Origin of the sequence: Altererythrobacter xiamenensis (assembly GCF_900177715.1) — a bacterium.
Classification (GTDB): Bacteria; Pseudomonadota; Alphaproteobacteria; order Sphingomonadales; family Sphingomonadaceae; genus Erythrobacter; species Erythrobacter xiamenensis.
On sequence record NZ_FXWG01000001.1, the window covers coordinates 416,724 to 436,417 of the forward strand.

Annotated in this window: 19 protein-coding genes; 3 read left to right on the top strand and 16 right to left on the bottom strand. The window is 61.1% G+C overall.

What is annotated here, in order from left to right:
* Positions 1-54: 54 nt before the first annotated feature.
* Entirely contained in the window at positions 55-1,878 is a 1,824-nt protein-coding gene (gene glmS, locus CCE89_RS02180; RefSeq protein WP_086436384.1) for a glutamine--fructose-6-phosphate transaminase (isomerizing), read from the bottom strand.
* A gap of 87 nt (positions 1,879-1,965) precedes the next feature.
* A complete protein-coding gene (locus tag CCE89_RS02185) occupies positions 1,966-2,865 on the bottom strand; it encodes a DMT family transporter (RefSeq protein WP_086436385.1) in 900 nt (299 codons plus the stop codon).
* A gap of 190 nt (positions 2,866-3,055) precedes the next feature.
* Between CCE89_RS02185 and CCE89_RS02190 the strand changes: the two genes are divergently transcribed.
* Entirely contained in the window at positions 3,056-4,132 is a 1,077-nt protein-coding gene (locus tag CCE89_RS02190) for a phosphatase PAP2 family protein (protein ID WP_086436386.1), read from the top strand.
* A gap of 140 nt (positions 4,133-4,272) precedes the next feature.
* Positions 4,273-5,811: a CpaF family protein gene (locus tag CCE89_RS02195; protein WP_086436387.1), complete on the top strand. Its 1,539-nt coding sequence runs from the start codon at positions 4,273-4,275 to the stop codon at positions 5,809-5,811.
* Positions 5,812-5,882: 71 nt separating this feature from the next.
* On the opposite strand, the gene CCE89_RS02200 is transcribed toward CCE89_RS02195, so the two are convergent.
* A complete protein-coding gene (locus tag CCE89_RS02200; RefSeq protein WP_086436388.1) occupies positions 5,883-6,128 on the bottom strand; it encodes a hypothetical protein in 246 nt (81 codons plus the stop codon).
* A gap of 82 nt (positions 6,129-6,210) precedes the next feature.
* Here CCE89_RS02200 and CCE89_RS02205 point away from each other — a divergent pair, with 82 nt between their 5' ends.
* Complete coding sequence (locus CCE89_RS02205; RefSeq protein WP_086436389.1) at positions 6,211-7,128, top strand: DMT family transporter; 918 nt, start codon at positions 6,211-6,213, stop codon at positions 7,126-7,128.
* 332 nt (positions 7,129-7,460) lie between these two features.
* Here CCE89_RS02205 and CCE89_RS02210 read toward each other — a convergent pair whose 3' ends face one another.
* The 13 genes from CCE89_RS02210 to CCE89_RS15060 form a co-directional block, all read right to left on the bottom strand.
* Positions 7,461-8,096, bottom strand: coding sequence for a DUF938 domain-containing protein (locus CCE89_RS02210; protein ID WP_086436390.1), 636 nt, complete (start codon positions 8,094-8,096; stop codon positions 7,461-7,463).
* 5 nt (positions 8,097-8,101) lie between these two features.
* The gene (locus CCE89_RS02215; protein ID WP_086436391.1) at positions 8,102-9,655 is read right to left on the bottom strand and encodes a long-chain-fatty-acid--CoA ligase; all 1,554 of its coding nucleotides are present in this window, start codon (positions 9,653-9,655) and stop codon (positions 8,102-8,104) included.
* Between the two features lie 71 nt (positions 9,656-9,726).
* A complete protein-coding gene (locus CCE89_RS02220) occupies positions 9,727-10,179 on the bottom strand; it encodes an ABA4-like family protein (RefSeq protein WP_234989894.1) in 453 nt (150 codons plus the stop codon).
* Positions 10,180-10,213: 34 nt separating this feature from the next.
* Entirely contained in the window at positions 10,214-10,906 is a 693-nt protein-coding gene (locus tag CCE89_RS02225) for an NAD(P)H-binding protein (RefSeq protein ID WP_086436392.1), read from the bottom strand.
* Positions 10,899-12,059, bottom strand: a complete 1,161-nt coding sequence (locus CCE89_RS02230) for a deoxyguanosinetriphosphate triphosphohydrolase (RefSeq protein ID WP_086436393.1) — start codon at positions 12,057-12,059, stop codon at positions 10,899-10,901. The genes CCE89_RS02225 and CCE89_RS02230 overlap by 8 nt, the downstream gene beginning before the upstream one ends.
* A gap of 408 nt (positions 12,060-12,467) precedes the next feature.
* Positions 12,468-13,175 carry an aspartate/glutamate racemase family protein gene (locus CCE89_RS02235; protein WP_086436960.1) on the bottom strand — a complete coding sequence of 236 codons (708 nt, stop codon included), beginning with the start codon at positions 13,173-13,175 and terminating at the stop codon, positions 12,468-12,470.
* A 92-nt stretch (positions 13,176-13,267) separates the two neighbouring features.
* On the bottom strand, positions 13,268-14,230 hold the full coding sequence (locus CCE89_RS02240) for an alpha/beta fold hydrolase (RefSeq protein WP_086436394.1): 963 nt from the start codon (positions 14,228-14,230) through the stop codon (positions 13,268-13,270).
* Positions 14,227-15,246, bottom strand: a complete 1,020-nt coding sequence (locus CCE89_RS02245; protein ID WP_234989895.1) for an SO2930 family diheme c-type cytochrome — start codon at positions 15,244-15,246, stop codon at positions 14,227-14,229. Before CCE89_RS02245 ends, CCE89_RS02240 begins: the two co-directional genes overlap by 4 nt.
* Positions 15,243-16,448 carry a parallel beta-helix domain-containing protein gene (locus tag CCE89_RS02250; RefSeq protein WP_086436961.1) on the bottom strand — a complete coding sequence of 402 codons (1,206 nt, stop codon included), beginning with the start codon at positions 16,446-16,448 and terminating at the stop codon, positions 15,243-15,245. Before CCE89_RS02250 ends, CCE89_RS02245 begins: the two co-directional genes overlap by 4 nt.
* A gap of 64 nt (positions 16,449-16,512) precedes the next feature.
* Complete coding sequence (locus CCE89_RS02255) at positions 16,513-17,964, bottom strand: NAD(P)(+) transhydrogenase (Re/Si-specific) subunit beta (RefSeq protein ID WP_086436396.1); 1,452 nt, start codon at positions 17,962-17,964, stop codon at positions 16,513-16,515.
* Positions 17,964-18,248 carry an NAD(P) transhydrogenase subunit alpha gene (locus tag CCE89_RS02260; RefSeq protein ID WP_086436397.1) on the bottom strand — a complete coding sequence of 95 codons (285 nt, stop codon included), beginning with the start codon at positions 18,246-18,248 and terminating at the stop codon, positions 17,964-17,966. Before CCE89_RS02260 ends, CCE89_RS02255 begins: the two co-directional genes overlap by 1 nt.
* A 131-nt stretch (positions 18,249-18,379) precedes the next feature.
* Positions 18,380-19,501, bottom strand: coding sequence for an NAD(P) transhydrogenase subunit alpha (locus CCE89_RS02265; protein WP_086436398.1), 1,122 nt, complete (start codon positions 19,499-19,501; stop codon positions 18,380-18,382).
* 13 nt (positions 19,502-19,514) lie between these two features.
* Positions 19,515-19,637 carry an aa3-type cytochrome c oxidase subunit IV gene (locus CCE89_RS15060; protein ID WP_143255940.1) on the bottom strand — a complete coding sequence of 41 codons (123 nt, stop codon included), beginning with the start codon at positions 19,635-19,637 and terminating at the stop codon, positions 19,515-19,517.
* Between the last annotated feature and the right edge of the window lie 57 nt (positions 19,638-19,694).

The window sequence follows — 19,694 nt, forward strand, 5'->3', positions numbered from 1 at the left end:
GGGGCGGCAGCTGGACGAAACCCGGTCTCGCGCAAGTCTATCGCGCGCGCCGGATCACTCTACCGTGACCGATTTGGCGAGATTGCGTGGCTGGTCGACATCGGTGCCCTTCACCACGGCGACGTGGTAGGCGAGCAGTTGAACCGGTATCGCGTAAACCAGCGGTGCGATCAGCGGATGCACTTTCGGCATTTCGATGGTCGCCATGCAGCCTTCGCCAGCTTCTTCGAGCCCTTCGGCATCGGAGATCAGCACAATCTTGCCGCCGCGTGCCCGGACTTCTTCCATATTCGAGACGGTTTTTTCGAACAGGGGTCCGGACGGCGCGATGACCACGACCGGCACCTCGTCATCGATCAGCGCGATCGGGCCGTGCTTCATCTCACCCGAAGCATAACCTTCGGCATGGATGTAGCTGATTTCCTTGAGCTTCAGCGCACCTTCCATCGCCAGCGGATAATCCTGACCGCGGCCGAGATAGAGTACGTCGCGAGCCGGTGCGATGAGGTGCGCCATGCTGGCGATATCGTCATCATGGTCGAGCGCAGCATTGAGGCACGCCGGGGTTTCGAGCAGGTGCGAAACGACCGACTGCTCCTCTTCGCGGTTCATCAGCCCCTTCTTCACTGCCATGTGGGCGGCCAGGGCGGCGAGCACGGCAAGCTGGCAGGTGAACGCCTTGGTCGATGCGACACCGATTTCAGGCCCCGCGTGGGTAGGCAGCAGCAGGTCGGCCTCGCGCGCCATCGTGCTGGTCGGCACATTGACGACGACCCCGATGACTTGGCCATTGGCCTTGCAATGGCGCAGCGCGGCAAGCGTGTCGGCGGTTTCACCGCTCTGCGAGATGAACAGCGCCAACCCGCCATCCTCCAGCACCGGTTCGCGATAACGGAACTCGCTCGCCACATCGATGTCGACCGGCACACGGGCGAAGTGTTCGAACCAATATTTTGCGACCATCCCGGCGTAATAGGAGGTTCCGCAGGCGACGATCGTCAGGCGGCGGATTTCGGAAATATCGAAATCGAGCTGCGGCAGTGCGACCGAATTGTCCGCCTGGCGCAGGTAGGAGCCGAGCGTTTGCGCGACGACGGTTGGCTGCTCGAAAATCTCCTTCTGCATGAAATGGCGGTAATTGCCCTTCTCCACTGCGGCTGCCGAAGCGCCCGATGCGACGATTTCACGCGTCGCCTCTTTGTTTTCGGCATCGAAGATCTGCGCGCCTTCGCGGGTGATGACGACCCAGTCGCCTTCCTCGAGATAGGAGATGCGCTGCGTCAGCGGCGCGAGTGCCAGCGCATCTGACCCCAGGAACATCTCCCCCTCGCCGTAGCCGACAACCAGCGGCGAGCCGAGCCGTGCACCGATCAGCATCTCGGGATGATCTCGAAATGCGATGGCGAGCGAGAATGCCCCGCGCAGTCGCGGCAGTACGTCGGCAACAGCGTCTTGCGGACTCGCACCATTTTCGACCAGGCGCGAGACTAGGTGTGCCACGACCTCGCTGTCTGTCTCGCTTTCGAACGTGCGGCCGTCCCGGCGCAGTTCCTCGCGCAGTTCCTTGAAGTTCTCGATGATGCCGTTGTGAACGAGTGCGACCTGCGCCGTCGCATGCGGGTGGGCATTGTTCGCCGTAGGCGCGCCGTGCGTTGCCCAGCGGGTGTGCGCAATTCCGATAGTCCCGTCGACAGGATCCGCCTTCAGCACCTCGACGAGATTGCCCAGCTTACCCTCTGCACGGCGCCTCTGAAGTTCACCTCCATCGACCACGCATAGGCCCGAACTGTCATAGCCGCGATATTCCATCCGCTTGAGACCATCGACAAGCCTGTCAGCTACAGGCTGCTGTCCGACGATTCCGATAATTCCGCACATAGCGTTTCTTTCTGGTTTGGTCCGACCTGGTCCATAGCCGAGGAGAGGTGAATATTGGCTTGGCCTCTAACGCCTATTCGAGCGCAATCAACCGGTCTTGCGAACGCCTATGCGCATGCCGTCGCGCCACAGGAACAGTCCTGCACCGATGATGATCGTGGCGCCAAGCACGGTCAGCGCATCAGGGACGTCTCCGAAAAACCACCAGCCAAGCGCGGTCGCGACCAGCATCTGGACGTAGCTTGCCGGTGCGACCTGCGCAGCCCCGGCTTTGGTCGTCCCGATGTAAGCGAGCCAATGCGCAGTCGAGGCCGTGACCGCCACGAAAGCACAGCGAGCGATGACATCCCAGCTCGGCCATCCAAACGTCAGACCCTCGATCCCGCTCGCATCGGCACCAAACGCGACCACGATGAGAATTGGGGCGGCGACACCGGCAACGAAGACCTGCATCGAAAGCGAGCTGCCTGTTCCTGCTGAAGCGCGGTTGAGAATGATCATCAGCGAGAAGAACAGCGCCGATATCAACGGCAATACCGCAGGCCAGCCGAGCTCGAGCAGGTTCGGCCTGAGGATAATCACCACGCCAGTCAGTGCGGCGACCGATGCGATCCAGACCGCCGGGCGAACTTTTTCTCCTAGTAGGGGGCCGCTCAACAGCGCCGTCAGGACGGGCGACACGAAGGTGATCGCCATCGTTTCAGCCAGCGGCATGATGTAAATCGCGGAAAAGAAGCAAAGTGATGCAAGGGTGAGGCAAAGCCCCCGCCCCAGTTGCACCAGTGGATGCGCCGGCACAAAGGCGCGCGGCCCTTCCTTGAAAAGAAGGATCGCGGACAGTCCGATGGCCCCGATCGTGAAGCGCAGTGCTGCAACCGCGGTCACCGGCCAGTCACCCGCCATCGTCTTTATCACGGCGTCGCCGATCGAGAGGAAGGTAAAGCCGCAGATCGCATAGAGCAGCCCGGTGCGTTCACTCGTTTGCACTGAAGTCTTTCCCCTACCCTCGCTAAGCGCGCGATTGCGCTAGGCGAAGGGGACAAGGTTGGAAAGCGGCTTTCCCCAAGAGATTCGGGCGCTCTGCCTTTGACCGTTTGTTAACCACGATCCCCCTAAACCGGGAGGTGACCAGCGCGATAGATGCGGGATTGCACTGGCGTAAGGGGGCAGAACACCGGTGAAGACCAAGCTAGGCAATTACCTCCAGTTGCGCAGGGATGACTGTGCGGTCATCATGGCGAGCTTCGTCATCATCGCGCTCGCCACAACGGCGCTGCGCGCCATCGGTTCGGAGGCGCAACCGCTCGACTCGGGCCTCGCCAACATTCTGTTCTATTTCTCGAATTTTCCGCTCGTCCTGCTGGTGCAATATGTCGTGCTGCTGTTCATCTACAAGCCCGACAGCCCGTTCCGCTTCGTTTATCAGAGCGAGGCGATAAGGGCCTTCCTGCCGCAACTCGGCGCAGCGCTCGTGGTCATCGCGGCGCTTTCGCTCTTCATGCCGGCATTCACTGCAGTGAAGAGCGCGATTCCGCTGTTCAACGAATATGATTGGGATGCGACCTTCATTGCGTGGGACGTGGCTTTGCACGGTCAGGATGCCTGGCGTGTTCTTCAGCCTTTGGTCGGCTATCCGCTCGTCACCTCGATCCTGTCCTACCTCTACCACGCATGGTTCATGCTGATTTACATCGGCCCGATTTGTGTGGCTCTCTATGTTGCTGACCGCGAGCTGCGCCTGCGCTTTTTCTTCGGATTTCTGCTGACCTGGACGCTTGTCGGGATGGTCGGAGCGGTCATGTTCGCCTCGGTCGGCCCGGTCTTCCTCGAACCGATCATGGGCAATGATCGCTTCGCAGAGCAGATGGCCTATCTCAATGCAGCCAACGAGCAGCACAGCGTGCTGGTGCTGGAAGTGCAGCGCATGCTTCTCGAATGGTATCAGGAAGGCGACTATGGCCTGGGGCGCGGGCTTTCTGCGATGCCCTCGATGCATGTCGCTCTCGCGATGCTCTATTTCCTGATGGCCCGCCAGATCAATCGCTGGCTCGGATGGGCGTTCTTCGCCTTTCTCGTCGTCATCATGATCGGTTCGGTTCACCTTGCCTATCACTATGCGGTCGACGGCTATGTCTCGATCCTGGCGACGCTGGCGATCTGGTGGGTCACGAAGCCATTGGCGCGGATGGTGCTGCGCCCGCGTGAGAGCGCGCCGGCGACGGTCGTTCCGGGCACTGTAGGAGCCGCAGCGTAATGCGCGGCGAGCTCACCCGTGCCGGGACCACGAACCTTAGGAAAAAAATAAGGTTTCCCGATTATTCACCATTTCCCGATAGGCCATGTTCGCCATGTGGCGACATTGCCACGCAATGTAACTGACCCTGGGGGCTGCGAATGAGCGCGTTTGGTAGAAAGAATGGACCTGGCGGGATGAAGCCCGGTGGCCGTCCTGCCTTTGGCGTAGCGAAACCCATGGGCGGCCAGCCCGACAAGAACCCTTCCGGTGACGCGCAGCAGGGTGGCGAGCAATTCCCGCCGCTGCCGACCGACAAGGCTGCCGCAGCTCCGGCACCTGCCCCTTCAGGCGGAGGTGCAGACGCTTCAGATCCGATGGCCCGCCTTCAAGATCGCATGAACACGACCGTTTCGGGCGAAGCCGATGTCGGCGGATTCGAAGCATCGGTGCACAAGATCAAGGAACAGGTGCTTCCGCGCCTGCTCGAACGTGTCGACCCGGAAGCCGCCGCGACGCTGACCAAGGATGAGCTGTCGGAAGAATTCCGTCCGATCATCATGGAAGTGCTGGCCGAGCTCAAGGTCACTCTCAACCGCCGCGAACAGTTCGCGCTTGAAAAAGTCCTGATCGACGAACTGCTCGGATTCGGTCCGCTCGAAGAGCTGCTGAACGACCCCGACGTGTCCGACATCATGGTCAACGGCCCGGACCAGACCTACATTGAAAAGAAGGGCAAGCTGGTCATTGCCCCGATCCGCTTCCGCGACGAACAGCACCTGTTCCAGATCGCGCAGCGCATCGTGAACCAGGTCGGCCGCCGCGTCGACCAGACCACCCCGCTTGCCTACGCCCGTCTCAAGGACGGCTCGCGTGTGAACGTCATCGTTCCCCCGCTGTCGCTCAAGGGTACGGCGATCTCGATTCGTAAGTTCTCCGAAAAACCGATCACCCTCGACATGCTCAAGGAATTCGGTTCGATGAGCGAGAAGATGTGTACCGCGCTGAAAATCGCGGGCGCATGCCGAATGAACATCGTGATCTCGGGCGGTACCGGTTCGGGTAAGACCACCATGCTCAACGCCCTGTCGAAGATGATCGACCCGGGCGAGCGCGTGCTGACCATCGAGGACGCCGCCGAACTTCGTCTGCAGCAGCCGCACTGGCTGCCGCTGGAAACGCGTCCGCCGAACCTGGAAGGCCAGGGCGCCATCACCATCGGTGACCTTGTGAAGAACGCCCTGCGTATGCGCCCTGACCGCATCATCCTGGGTGAGATTCGTGGCGCGGAATGTTTCGACCTTCTCGCCGCCATGAACACTGGCCACGACGGTTCGATGTGTACGCTGCACGCCAACAGCCCGCGCGAATGCCTTGGCCGTATGGAAAACATGATCCTGATGGGTGACATCAAGATCCCGAAGGAAGCCATATCGCGCCAGATCGCAGAATCGGTCGACCTGATCGTTCAGGTGAAGCGTCTGCGTGACGGTTCGCGCCGCACCACCAACATCACCGAGGTGATCGGGATGGAAGGCGACGTGATCGTGACGCAGGAGCTCTTCAAGTTCGAATATCTTGACGAGAGCGAAGACGGCAAGATCCTGGGCGAGTTCCGCAGCCAGGGCTTGCGTCCCTACACGCTGGAAAAGGCGCGCCAGTTCGGCTTCGACCAGGCCTATCTCGAAGCGACGCTCTAAGCTTTCATTCGCTGATACTCATGCAAGAGCCGCGCCGTCGTGCGCGGCTTTTCGCGTTTCGCGGCCTCGCCTCAGCCCCCGCCAAACAGCGCCTTAGGCAGTGCCAGAGCGAGCAATCCACCACCGATGATCATGCAGGCCATGAAAATCGCGGTCCACGGCATCCATCCCACCTTGTTGAGGCGGGTGATCGGCTCACGCCGAGTGCGTCGTCGATCGGCAAACAGCGCGACCAGCGCCACAAACCAGAAACCGGCCCCGACGAGGGTGAGAAGTTCTGCCTCGCTGGCAAAGGTGAGGAAATGGGTCAGAGCCATGTCCGGCGCAAATGGGGCCAGCAGCGACGTCTTGCAATAGAGCGCTTGCTAGCCCTGCCCAAGCGACTACAGCATGGCCGCAATGTCTGCTCCAGACCGTCAGCGCCCGATCTTCGCCCTGTTCATCAGGCTGCTGGCAATGGTGATGCTTGCGCTCATGCTGGCTCTTGTAAAGCTGGCATCGGAAAGCGGGCTGGCGCTGCCTGAAATCCTGTTCTGGCGACAACTGCCGACGATCATGCTGATCCCGATGTTCCTGTGGTGGCGCGGGAGTGTGGATCGCCTGAAGACCAAGCGCCTCAGCCAGCATGGCGTGCGCGCCTTCCTCGGCATATTCGGGATGTTCCTCAATTTCGGGGCTGTGACGATGTTGCCGCTGGCCGAGCATACCAGCATCAATTTCACCTCCGTCATGTGGGCCGTGATCCTCTCGGCGCTGCTGCTGCACGAGAAGATCGGGCCGTGGCGCTGGGGGGCGGTTGCACTTGGCTTTGCAGGCGTGATCATCATCGCGCAGCCGGGTGACGGGCACCTGCCTCTGCTCGGCGCTCTGACCGCTCTTGGAAGCGCCTTCATGATCGCGCTCATCTCGATCCAGATCCGCGATCTCGCCCAGACGGAGGATTCGGTCACGATCGTGTTCTATTTCGCCCTGTTTACCACCCCGCTACTCGCGCTGTTCCTGCCTTTCGTCAGCGTCGAGAAAACACAGGAGCAATGGATGTGGCTCATCGCCCTGGGACTGAGCGGTTTGGTCGGGCAGATACTGCTGACGATGGCGCTGCGCTATGGACAGGTGGCGAGCGTCATCGTGATGGATTATTCATCGCTGATCTGGGCGGCGCTGCTTGGGTTCCTGTTATTCGACACGCTCCCACCCGCCACGACCTGGCTCGGCGCGCCTCTGATCGTCGGAGCGGGCATTCTGATCGCCTGGCGCGAACATCGGCTCGCCCTCGCCAGCAAAACCATGAGCCCGGTTAGCGCGGAACCAAGTTGACGCCACGTCGTTCCTTCTTGCGATGCGCTCCTAATCCATCCGCCGGGGCGCGCGTTGAAAGGACCAGACAAATGGTACGCAAGACGATCATGACTGCCGCCCTAGTCGCTCTCGCGCTTAGTGCAGCTGGCTGCAACACCGTGCGCGGCGTCGGAGATGACCTTGAATCCGCTGCTGACGCGGTAGACGAAGAAACCTGAGCACAGGTTACCCCTGCAATCCGAGCCTTCGAGGTCGCACTCGAGGTATCAGAAACAAGACCCGCCGAGCATTCCCCCCGCTCGGCGGGTTTATTCTTGGGGTTTGGTGAGCAAGCAGCAAAAGCCGGCCAGTCAACTCGCCTTGCGGTATACAAGCACGATGTTGTTGGCGGGCATGGCATGGCGCGCGCTTCTGACAAATCCATGGCTCTTCGCCAGAGCGTCCATGTCTTCAACCTTCCGCAAACCCCAACGAGCATCACGCGATTTGAGACTTTCATCGAACTGGAGGTTGGAAGGCGCGGTTTCGACCGCCCTTTCGATGTAGGGCCCATAGAGGACCAGCGGCGCACCCTCATGCAACAAGCGCTCGGCCCCTGCAAACAGCCCCTCGCTTGCCTCCCACGGGCTGATGTGCACCATGTTGATGCAGACGATCGCATCGGCGCTCTGGATCGGCCAGTCGGCGCCACTCGCGTCAAGATTGACTGGTGACAACAGATTGCTGCCCGCATGCTCCTCGCGCCAGGCAGCAATCGAGAGCAGAGCGCCTGCGTCAGGATCGCTCGGTTGCCATGTCAGTTCGGAAAATCGCTTCGCGAAGTGAAGCGCGTGTTCGCCGGTCCCGCTCGCAACCTCGAGAATCAGTCCAGTATCCGGTAGTTCCGCCGCAAGAACATCGGCAATCGCGTCACGATTGCGCTCTGCGGCGGGAGAAAAACGCTTTGCGTCCTGCCCGCCCAGATCATCCATTGTCGTGCGTTGCATGAGCCCTAAGAAACCTGCCGATCGCGGCCTTCCCAATAGGGTTTGCGCAATTCGCGGCGGAGGATCTTTCCTGACGGATTGCGCGGCATCTCCGGGATCACATCGACGCTCTTGGGCGCCTTGAACGCGGCAACCCGTTCGCGAGCGTAGGCAATGACGTCACCCTCCTCGATTTCCATCCCCGGCTTTGCGACAACACAGGCCTTTACCTCCTCGCCCCAACGCTCGGACGGTACGCCGATCACCGCCACTTCCGCGATGGCCGGATGCCCGTAGATCGCGCTTTCCACCTCGGCCGGATAGACGTTCTCACCGCCTGAGATGATCATGTCCTTGATGCGGTCCTGAATGTAGATGTAGCCGTCATCGTCCATGTATGCGGCATCGCCGGTGTGCATCCAGCCGCCGCGCAGTGCCTCTGCAGTGGCATCGGGAAGGTGCCAGTATTCGATGAGGTTCGACGGCGATTTGATCGCGACTTCACCGATTTCGCCGCGCGGCACTTCGTTATCGTCCGGATCGACAACGCGGATTTCCACGCCCGGCACAGCTTTCCCGGCAGAGCGCATGCGCTCGTTGCCCTCCAGATCGTGATCGTCGGGCGGCAGGAGCGAGATCGTGCCCGACGTCTCGGTCATTCCATAAGCTTGAAGGAAGCCTGCATTGGGCATCGTCCGGACGGCTTCCTTCAAAAGCTCCAGCGGCATCGGGGCAGCGCCATACATGAGGTATTTGAGGTTGCTGAAATCGGTGTCCCTGGCCTGCGGGTGCTGCACCACCATCTGAAGTGCGGCAGGCACGATGAACATATGCGTCGCGCCGTTCTCGATCGCTTCCAGAACGCCGACAGGCGTGAATTCAGCCTGCACCAGGGCGCGAATACCGCTTGCAATGGAGATGTTTACGAGCCCCGTCCCGCCGATATGTGCGCATGGCATTGCGACAAGCATGCAATCATCGGCATCGTAATATTGCCAGGGTAGTTCCGCTTCGAGCGCGGGATTACGCAGGCCAAGCAGGTTGCCGTTGGTAAGCACCGCGCCCTTGGGATTGCCGGTCGTCCCAGAGGTATAGAGCTGGAGTACCGGATCGTGCTCGCCTGCCGGCTGATAGTCTGCCAGCGCCTGATCGGGCAGGAGCTTCTCGACCTGCGACACGGTCAGCACTTCCGGCTTGGCCGCAACGCGATCGGCAACGTCGCGGGCAACATCGGAAAACTCGTCATCGGCGAAGATCAGGCTCGAACCTGTATCTTCCACGATATAGGCAATCTCTGCAGGGGCCAGACGCCAGCCGATCGGCACCATCACGATCCCGCAGCGCGCAGCGGCGAGATAGATCATGAAATATATATCGCGGTTCTTGCCGAGCCAATTGATCCTGTCCCCCTGAGCAACACCGCGCTGCTGCAAGAGAGTGATGATCCGCCGGGTGATATCGTCGAGCTGGCTGTAGCTTGTGATCCGGCCATCCTGTTCGAAGGCAGGGCCGTCCGGCCGCTCCTTCGCCCAGAAATCAATCACCTCATCGAAGGTCGTGAAATTGTGATCGCCGGTCATGGCCTCTCCATATTCTTTTCGATCGTTGGCGCACTCTTATGCTTGGCAGCAATCCTGCCAGCCATTCGCAATTATTGCCAGCGTCCTTGCGCCCTCGCCCGCCCCTCGCGGATGAGCAGCCAGAGAAGCAGGCCTAGCGGTCCGGCAAAGAATATCGCCAACAGGATCGGCGCCTGAAGGAATCGGGAGAAGTTCTTTGCATCGGCATCACGCGCGACCCAGATACCGACAAAGAGATCGAAGGCCAGGTAATGTGTCCAGCCGATCGTGATCCCGCCATCGCTCGCGAAAATCGCTCTCACCCCCTCGATCGTGCTGAAACTCGCCTGCGCTTCGCCGCCGACAGGATCGACGAGGCCGGTGACGATCGCGATAAGACCAGCAGCATAGACGAAGCACATCATGCCTACGCCGAGATAGAGCAGGCTCGATAGCAGCAATGGTTTGCGCGGGCCGAGGATCAATGCCGCCCAGGACAGCATCGCGAGCAGGTTCATCGCACCGAAGATCGCATTCCAGTCCACCGGTCACTCTCCCTCTCATCGACGCGCGTTCTTGCTATTCAGCGCGCTTGTCCCAATCGCGTGCAGCGCGCCAGATACCCCCGTTATCATGGACGAACTTGCCGGCGGCCTTGCGCAAGGCCAGCTCGAGAGCGCCCTTCGCCACGGTTTCGCCCGTGATCGAGCGATACTTGATCATGTCGCCGCGCAGCATGGGGTCGACGATCGGGCTGACCAGTCTGGCAAGCCCTTCACCGAGTCGCATGTCACGCTCGCGTGGACCCTTGAGCAGACCCGGGCGCAGGATATGCAGGCGCTTGAAGCCGACTTCGCGGAGCTGCTTTTCCACCTCGCCCTTGACCTTGAGATAGAAGTTTTTCGAGCGCGCATCAGCCCCGACGGAACTGATCGAAACCATACCGCTCGCCCCGGCTTTCACGGCAGCGCGCGCACTCGCAAGAACGAGATCCTGATCGACCGCGCGAAATGCCGCCTCGTCTCGCCCCGACCGTTTCCAGGTCGTACCAAGCGCGTTGATCAGCACGTCGGGCTCGATCGCGCCGATCACTTCGCCCCAGTTTTCCGGCTCTGCGATGACCATTTCCATGCGCGCACCTTCGGGCAAAGGCATTTCCCGGCGCGCAATGCCGATAAGCGACAGCTGATCGCTGGCACTGGCTTGCCTGATTATCGCCCGCCCGACCAGACCGGTCGCGCCGACCAGCACAATGCGGGTGCGCTCAGACATTGGTCAGGCCCCTGGGGCGTTCGCCGTAGATTGCAGCGCAGCGCTCGATCGCAAAGCTGTCGCTCATACCGGCGATGAAATCGGCAATGATGCGGCTGCGCTCCGGCTCTTGCGAGGGGAGCTGCTCCTGCCATTCTGCAGGCATCAACGAGAAATCCTGCGCATAGGCAGCGAACAGGCGGGCCACGACGTCGCCTGCCCTTTCGGCCGCGCCGATCTGCTCGGGATGGTAATACAACCTCTCGTACATGAACTTCTTCAAACCGCGTTCCTCGACGGCAAATGCAGGGGAAAACCCGGCCAACTGCCGCCCGGCGTCGCGAATCTCCTCGACCGATCCGATGTCCTTCACCTGGTCGCGCGTATGTTCGATCACGTCATTGACCATGACGCCGATCTGGTCGCGAACCAGTTCGCGCAACTGGCGGTCGCGCGGGGCATTGGGGAAGCGTTTTTCGACAGCCCGCCATTGGTCTGCGAGGAAATCGAGCTCCAGCAGGTCATCAAGTGTCAGGAATCCTGCCCGCAACCCATCGTCGATGTCGTGGTTGTCGTAGGCGATGTCGTCGGCCACCGCTGCTACCTGCGCCTCGAGCGAGGGCCATTGTCCGAGATCCAGCGGAAAGTCGGCGTCCAATTCTGCGAGAGCCCAATTGGGCGCGCCCACCGGACCGTTGTGCTTTGCCAGGCCTTCGAGAAGCTCCCAGGTGAGGTTGAGCCCGTCATGCTCGGGATAGGGGCTTTCCAGCCGCATGACCGTGCGCAAGGCCTGGGCATTGTGATCGAAACCGCCATGGCGCTGCATCGCCTGTTCGAGCGCGTTCTCCCCCGCATGCCCGAAGGGCGGATGGCCCAGGTCATGCGCGAGGCAAAGCGCCTCGGTCAGATCCTCGTCCAGTCCCAGCTCGCGTGCGATCACCCGCCCGATTTGCGCAACTTCGAGGCTGTGCGTCATGCGGGTGCGATAGTGGTCGCCTTCGGGCGCGATGAAGACCTGCGTCTTGGACCGCAGCCTCCTGAAGCTCATCGAGTGAATGATCCGGTCGCGATCGCGCTGGAAATCGCTTCGCGGTCCGCGCGATCCGCAACGTTCGGTTGTGAACTCCCTGCCGCGACTGGCGGCTGGATCGGCGGCATAAGGAGCGAGCGTCATTAACCGCGAGGCTTAGGGAAGGTGGCGGAGCGCGACAACGTGAACAATCTGGCAACATCGCCCGGATCGCCGGGCGGCACGCTACCAGCCTGGCAACAGCCCCTGAATCGAAAGGCCGCCCGGGACACCCTCATCCCGGACGGCCATCATGTCCATCGATCCTCTGCGACGCGAAGAGCCGGAGTTCGGATTGAATATGCAGGTGGAGTTCTGGAGGCTTGAGGGATGAAGCCCTTGCTTCATTCCGTATGGTTCAGCCTGCCTCTCGCCTGATCAATCTTCCCCGATCGCTTGCTGTTTGTGAACGTAACCAAACTGCAATCATTCGAGAAGGCCTATTTGTAAAAATACGACAGTTTTGCCCTGAAAACGAAACCGCTCGTCTAAATGTTCCCCGATGGGACAGCTTTATCCGGTCGCCCCCTCGCCCTCCAGCAGCCACTCCGCCGCCGCATCGCAATGGATTCGCGTGCTGTCGAAAATCGGCAGGACATTGGCGTCCACGTCAACCACCAGATCGAGTTCGGTACATGCGAGAACGATTGCCTGAGCGCCTTCCTGCTGCTTGCGGGTGATGATCGTGCGCAAGGTGCGTTCCGCACTGCGCGTCACCTTGCCGGCCATAAGTTCGTCATAGATGATCTTGTCGACCGCCTCGACATTGCTCATGTCGGGGGGCAGCAGATCGACGCCGCTGGCGACGAGCCTTTGCCTGTAGAAGTTCTCGGTCATGACGTTGCGCGTGCCGATCAGAGCGGCATTCTTGCAACCTGCCTGCTTCATCTTTGCGCCAACGCATTCCGCAATATGCAGGATCGGGATGTGGATCGCCTCTGCCACCTCGTCGTAAACGCGGTGCATCGAGTTGGCACATATCACGAGACCCTCGGCACCCGCGGTTTCGAGCCGCCGCGCACTTTCGATGAGGATATTCGCCGCCCGCTCCCAATCCGCATCCTCACGAAGACCATGCAGGTCGCGAAAATCGAGGCTTTCGATAAGCAGTGACGCGCTCGCCATGGGGCCTGAGCGACGCTGAACGCTGCGATTGATAAGGTCGTAGTACATGCGAGTTGAGACCCAGCTCATCCCGCCGATCATTCCGAGTTTGCGCACCAAGGTCCCTTTTTCGTCCGAAGGTGTCTTCCAGCCTCTTCTTTAGCCACGTGTTGGCCAAACCGTCCAGAGGCTGTGTTTTCGTCAGTGAATCAAGGGCTTTGGTTGGCTAATGGCAGGCTCATCAGCCAGCTGCGCAGATCCGCGATGCTGCGCGCGGGTGCCTCTTCCTGAGGCAGGTGGCCGATCCCCTGATACGTCACCAGCGTACTGTTGGGCAGGCGCGCATCGAGCCATTTGCCCGCTTCTAGCGGAATCAACGCATCCTCTGCGCCCCACATGACAAGAGCTGGCATATCCAGCGACGCGATCTCTTCTGCGGAGAAGCTGCTCAGCCCCCGTGCGAACCGGGCTCGGGTCGCCGCGCGATTGCCGGGATAGCGCGCCATCTCCCAATAGCGGTCCACCGCCTCTGGCGTGACCACCGCCTGGTTGGAAACGCTTTGCGACAGGCTCCGTTCGACGAGCGAGCGCGGCAGGAGCTGACTCATCACATTGCCAATGCCCGGCATCGCAGCGAGCGTGAATGCGAGATTACCGCCCCCCTCGCGGCGCACCGGCGCGCCGCCTGCATCGACCAGAACAATGCCGATCAGCCGGTCGGGATGCTCGAGGGCATATGCGAGCGTGTGTCCTCCACCCATCGAATTGCCGCCGAGAACGAAGCGTTCAAGGCCGAGTGCATCGGCCACCTCGTCGATATCCTCGACATAGTTGGCCACCGAGTAATCCTCTCCCGGATCAGCCCCGGTCAGGCCATGCCCGACCTGATCGAAGCGAATGACGCGATAGTCTTCGCGAAGAACCTCGGCCCAGGGCTGCCAGGTATGGAGATCTGCATTGGACCCATGGAGGAGGATTATGGGAAGCGCATCGCGCGGCCCTTCGTCACGCAGGTGAACGGTCGTTCCGCCCCCGATCTCGATGAATTGCGAAGGTGCACCGCCATATTTCGTCCGCATGTCCGCAGGATCGGTATCGGGCGTCCGGAAAATGAGGAAAGCGATCAGCAGCAGTCCCGCAATGATCGCGATTATCTTTACAAGCCGCCTCATGGCGCAGGTTTCATCTCTTCGATCCAGCGCCGCACGACGTCGACACCGGCCTCGTCCACCGTCCCCTTGCCGAGTTCAGGCATGGCAACCCCTGGCTCGGTGCTCTCCATGCGATAGAGCAGTATCGAATTGTCGGGTTCGCCCGGGACGACCGAGAACTCGTGCCCCCCTGCCCCGCGCCCTGCCGCCACCGGGCGCTTGAAAACGCCGCGCGCCATCGGATCGCGCTGCTCCCAGCGCAGGTCGAGGCCGCTGTTGGATGCCGTCGCGCCGGGTCTGTGGCAATGCGCGCAGTTCACATCGAGATAGGCACGCGCCATCTGCTCGGCGGGCATCGTATCGCGCGATTCCCACAGCGGCAGCATGTCCATGCCGTCATGCATCGCATCAAGCTTGCCGCGCTCGACCATGTCCACCAGCCATTCGGCCGAAAGATTACGCCCCTTGGGGCCGATCGGCACCGTTTCGCCATTGAGGCCGTGGCACTCCTTGCACTGGTTCTTGTTCGGAATGCGGTAGCTGATTTCCTCGCCCGAAGGCGTGGTAATCGGTAGCCGCGCGCCTGCCAGAGCCAGCGTCGCTTCGGTCTGCTCCGCGTTCCAGCGATAGGGCAGCGCGAGCCAGCCATCGGCGCGATGCAGGAGCACGCGGGTCTCGATCAGGCGCCGATCCTCACCGTCGCCAAAAGCAAAGGTCTTTATGAGAGCGGTACCGACCGGAAGATCAAGCAGGTCGGGCCCCATCGATGTCGCCTGCGTCCCATTGGGCAGATAGATGAAGCGCAGCTTCTCCGCACCATCCGAATAAAGAGGTGTGTTGAGCCGGTAAGGCGTCACGCCAATCGTGGGTATCTGCTGGTCCGCGTGGACGAAGAAGCCATATTCTTCGAGCGTGCGCGGAAAGCCCCCGCCCTGGATCGCCTCGTCATTGACTTCGGGCGCAGCGCGTCGTGCCTCCGCGACGGCTCCCGCGAGCGTCAGCAGCGCGGCAATCAGCAAAGGCAGCCCGCGGTTCACTTGAGGCGTGCCTCCAGTGCGGCAGGCGCACCGATCTCGCCAAAGTCCCATGGCTGGCCATAAGCCGGCGCGTCGAGCGGAGCGGGCTGCGCTGCGTCGACCGACTGCCCCTGCTCGGTCAAATTAAGCGTCCATCCGGCGATCATCGGTGTGGCCAGAAGAGCTGGCGTCTCTTCATCCTGGCTCAGGCCGTCCCACATGATCGGCGGCAGAGCGCCACCGAAAGCGGCCAGAAGCGCGTCGGCCTGCTCGAACTGGGGATCCTTGCCCCCGGCATCGACGAGATTTTCCGCGATTACCACTTCGCGCGGGAAAGGGTTGTAGCGCGGGTCGTCGAAGGCCTGCGTGTAAGCGATCACCATGAAGGGCGCAGTGGGGTTGTCGCGCACGATGTTGTCGTTGATCCAGACCTTCTCGTTCGCCATCACCATGATGCCGGTGCCCCGCTTTACCCCCGCCACGATATTGCCGGGAGGGGCAAAGTTGGGCGTGGTGTTGCCCACCACAAGGTTGTTCTTCACAATCACATTGCCGCCGCACATCACCGGCAGGCTGGGCAGGTCGAAAACCAATATGCCGCCCGTGTTACGCGTGACGAAATTCCGTTCGACAATGGCATCGCGGCTGTTCTCGATCTCGATCCCTGCGACATTGTCGGTCGCGACCGAATTGCGCACCGTGATGAGCCGCGACTGGCCGACATAAATGCCTGCGTCCGAGGCTCCGGACACCTCTGCCCCGTCGACGAGCACTCCGGTGCTTTCGACCGGATAGATGCCGTAAGCGCCATTGGTCGGCTTCGGTCCACCGGTCCATGTGACCCGGACCTTGTGATAGACGATGTTGTCGGCACCCTTCGACTTGATCCCGTCACCCTTGGGATTTTCCATCGCGAAGTCGCGAACGGTCACATCGTCGCTGGTGATGAGCAGACCCTCCCCCGCGCCCTGCTGACCGGTAAAGTCGAGCACGGTCGCATCCATCCCGGCGCCGCGAACGGTAACATTGTCGACATCGAGGCTGAGACCATCGCTGAGGTCGAAACGTCCGGCGCCGAGCACGATCTCGTCCCCCGGCTCGGCGAGGATCAATGCTTCCTGCAAGCGTTCCTGCGCACCTTCGCCAGCGGCCACTTCATATGTCGCTGCAAAGAGCGGAGACGTGCTGGCGAGCGCCAGCGCGGCAATCGAAAGTCGGATCATTCTGTTCTCTCCCGTTTGCGCCATAGTGGCGCAGGGACGGGAGATTGCAAGCGGCTCTGACGCGTTAGTCCAGCGCCTTCACGATTTCCTCGACCATCTTCTTCGCATCGGACAGCAGCATCACGGTCTGGTCCATGTAGAACACGTCATTGTCGACACCGGCATAACCGACACCGCCCATGCTGCGCTTGATGAAGAAGACCTGCCGAGCCTTGTCGACGTCGAACACGGGCATCCCGTAGATCGGCGAGGACTTGTCGGTCTTGGCCGCCGGATTCACCACGTCATTCGCGCCGATGATGAAGGCAACATCGGTCTGGGCGAACTCGGAATTGATATCCTCGAGCTCGAAGACCTTGTCATAGTCGACGCTAGCCTCGGCCAGCAGCACGTTCATATGACCCGGCATACGCCCTGCGACCGGGTGGATCGCAAACTTTACCTCGACACCCTTTTCCTCGAGCAGGTCGGTCATTTCGCGCAACGCGTGCTGCGCCTGTGCCACCGCCATGCCGTAGCCGGGGATGATGATGACTTTCTCGGCCTGTTCGAGCATGTAGGCGGCATCTTCCGCGCTGCCGGTCTTGTAGGGGCGCTGCTCGCCTCCGCCATCAGCGCCGCCGCCGCTGTCATCCGCGCCGAAGCCGCCAGCGATCACGCTGATGAAGCTGCGGTTCATTGCGCGGCACATGATATAGCTGAGGATCGCACCCGAGGAGCCGACGAGTGCGCCGGTGATGATCATCGCCGTATTGCCAAGCGTGAAGCCCATCGCCGCCGCCGCCCAGCCAGAATAGCTGTTCAACATCGAGACCACGACCGGCATGTCCGCCCCGCCGATCGGGATGATCAGCAGGAAGCCGATGGCAAAGGCCAGGACGGTCACTGCGATGATCAGCGGAAATGTCTCTTCCGGCCCCTGAGCCATTGCGAACATGGCGGTGAGCACGATGATCGCGGCGAGCGTGCCGAGGTTGATGACGTGGCGCATCGGCAGCAGGATCGGCGATCCGCTCATCTTGCCCGACAGCTTGGCGAAGGCGATGACCGAACCCGAGAAGGTGATCGCGCCGATCGCGATGCCGAGGCCCATTTCGATCTTGCTGACAGGCGAAATCGTGTCTCCGACCGCAAGCAATCCGAAAGCGCCGGGATTGAGATAGGCGGCCCAGCCGACCAGCACGGCCGCGAGACCGACCAAAGAGTGGAACGCCGCGACCAGTTCGGGCATCTGCGTCATGGCGATGCGGCGGGCTATCGTGAAGCCAAGGATTCCGCCAAGGAAGATCGCCACGCCGATCTCGGCGATATTGGCGATGCTGTGTGTGACAAGAGTCGTCACGACCGCGATGAGCATGCCGACCATGCCGAAACGGTTGCCGCGGCGGCTCGTGCTCGGATGAGACAACCCGCGCAAGGCGAGAATGAAGAACACGCCCGACACGAGATAGGCGAGCGCGACCCATGGATTTACGCCGGTTCCGGCGGCGCCACTAGCGAGGAGATTGAAGCTCATCACTTCTTCTCCTTCTTCTTGTACATCGCCAGCATCCGTTCGGTGACGGCAAAGCCGCCGAAGATATTGACGCTCGCCAGCACGACCGCGGCAAGGCCGAGCCATTTAGCGACGAGACTACCCGCCTCGGCACTGGCAATCAGCGCGCCGACGATGATCACGGAGGAAATTGCGTTGGTCACCGCCATCAGCGGCGTGTGCAACGCCGGAGTGACCGACCAGACCACGTAATAGCCGACGAAACACGCCAGCACGAAGATCGATAGAATCGAAATGAAGTCCATGACTTAGCCCCCCGACTGCGCAAGAAAAGAGCCGAGATTGTAACCGAGATTATAGATCAGGGGCACGATCACGAGCAGAAGAAGCCCAACAATTACGACTTGCTTCCATGTCGCAAGGCTATTGAACCATGTCATGACAGTAGCCTCTCGTTCACGACCTTGCCGTCTTGGGTCAGGCGAACGGCATCGCCGATTTCCTCGTCGAGCACGGGCTTACCCGCTTCCTTGTCCCAGAAAGCAGAGAGGAAATTGAAGTGGTTGCGCGAGAATAGCGCAGAAGCGTCGGCGGCAAGATGACCCGCCGTGTTGGCAAAGCCGATGATCTTCACGCCGTGCCTTTCGACGACCTCGTCAGGCCTGGAGCCTTCGACATTGCCGCCTGCCGCCACGGCGAGATCGAAGATCACGCTTCCCGGCTTCATGCTGGCGATCTGTGCGTCCGAGATAAGGCGCGGAGCGGCCCGTCCCGGGATCAGCGCGGTGGTGATCACGATGTCCTGCTTGGCGATATGCTCCGATACCAGCTCGGCCTGCGCCTTCTGGTATTCCTCGCTCATTTCGGTGGCATAGCCGCCACTGCCTTCGCCTTCGATCCCCTCGACGCTTTCGACGAAAATCGGCTTCGCACCCAGCGACTGGATCTGCTCCTTGGTGGCGCTGCGCACGTCGGTCGCAGAAACCTGCGCGCCGAGACGCTTGGCCGTGGCAATCGCCTGGAGGCCCGCAACGCCCACGCCCATCACGAAAACGCGCGCGGCCTGAACCGTGCCCGCAGCCGTCATCATCATCGGGAATGCGCGGCCATAGGTATCGGCCGAGGCGATCACCGCCTTGTAACCGGCGAGGTTCGACTGGCTCGACAGCACGTCCATCGACTGCGCGCGGGTGATCCGCGGCATGAATTCCATCGAGAGCGCTTCGAAGCCGGCCTTGGCATAGGCCTCGACCCGGTCCTTCGCATTGAAGGGATCGAACAGCGCCGCGACCCATGCCCCCGGCTTCGCGCCGGCAAGATCCACCACATCGGGCGCCTGGATACCGAGCACGATATCGGCATCCTTGACCACCTTGGCCAGTTCGCCGGTTTCCGCCCCCGCTTCGGCGTAGGCTTCATCGGAAATGGATGCCCCTTCGCCTGCTGAAGATTCGACGGCGACGGTTGCACCCAGGCCGATGAATTTCTTCACCGTTTCGGGCGTGGCGGCGACGCGGCTTTCGCCAGCGGCGCGCTCCTTGAGAATGGCTATCCGCAAGACCTTGTGGCGCTTATTCGGCGATCAGGATTACGACGATGAGCGCGATGAGCGCGATCAGCGGCACCGACCATTTCAGCGTCCCGATGAAGCTTTCATAGGTTTTGCTGGCTGATTTCATGTCATTAGAAGCCATGATGGCGTTTCCTACCCGTCTTGAAGTTGGCGTTGATGAGCCGTCTATCGCGCTGTT

Excerpts from the sequence above, each read along its gene's own strand:
- glmS (WP_086436384.1), bottom strand. The coding sequence starts at position 1,878 with ATGTGCGGAATTATCGGAATCGTCGGACAGCAGCCTGTAGCTGACAGG.
- CCE89_RS02195 (WP_086436387.1), top strand. The coding sequence starts at position 4,273 with ATGAGCGCGTTTGGTAGAAAGAATGGACCTGGCGGGATGAAGCCCGGT.
- CCE89_RS02200 (WP_086436388.1), bottom strand. The coding sequence starts at position 6,128 with ATGGCTCTGACCCATTTCCTCACCTTTGCCAGCGAGGCAGAACTTCTC.
- CCE89_RS02205 (WP_086436389.1), top strand. The coding sequence starts at position 6,211 with ATGTCTGCTCCAGACCGTCAGCGCCCGATCTTCGCCCTGTTCATCAGG.
- CCE89_RS02210 (WP_086436390.1), bottom strand. The coding sequence starts at position 8,096 with ATGCAACGCACGACAATGGATGATCTGGGCGGGCAGGACGCAAAGCGT.
- CCE89_RS02215 (WP_086436391.1), bottom strand. The coding sequence starts at position 9,655 with ATGACCGGCGATCACAATTTCACGACCTTCGATGAGGTGATTGATTTC.
- CCE89_RS02225 (WP_086436392.1), bottom strand. The coding sequence starts at position 10,906 with ATGTCTGAGCGCACCCGCATTGTGCTGGTCGGCGCGACCGGTCTGGTC.
- CCE89_RS02230 (WP_086436393.1), bottom strand. The coding sequence starts at position 12,059 with ATGACGCTCGCTCCTTATGCCGCCGATCCAGCCGCCAGTCGCGGCAGG.
- CCE89_RS02240 (WP_086436394.1), bottom strand. The coding sequence starts at position 14,230 with ATGAGGCGGCTTGTAAAGATAATCGCGATCATTGCGGGACTGCTGCTG.
- CCE89_RS02250 (WP_086436961.1), bottom strand. The coding sequence starts at position 16,448 with ATGATCCGACTTTCGATTGCCGCGCTGGCGCTCGCCAGCACGTCTCCG.
- CCE89_RS02255 (WP_086436396.1), bottom strand. The coding sequence starts at position 17,964 with ATGAGCTTCAATCTCCTCGCTAGTGGCGCCGCCGGAACCGGCGTAAAT.
- CCE89_RS02260 (WP_086436397.1), bottom strand. The coding sequence starts at position 18,248 with ATGGACTTCATTTCGATTCTATCGATCTTCGTGCTGGCGTGTTTCGTC.
- CCE89_RS15060 (WP_143255940.1), bottom strand. The coding sequence starts at position 19,637 with ATGGCTTCTAATGACATGAAATCAGCCAGCAAAACCTATGAAAGCTTC.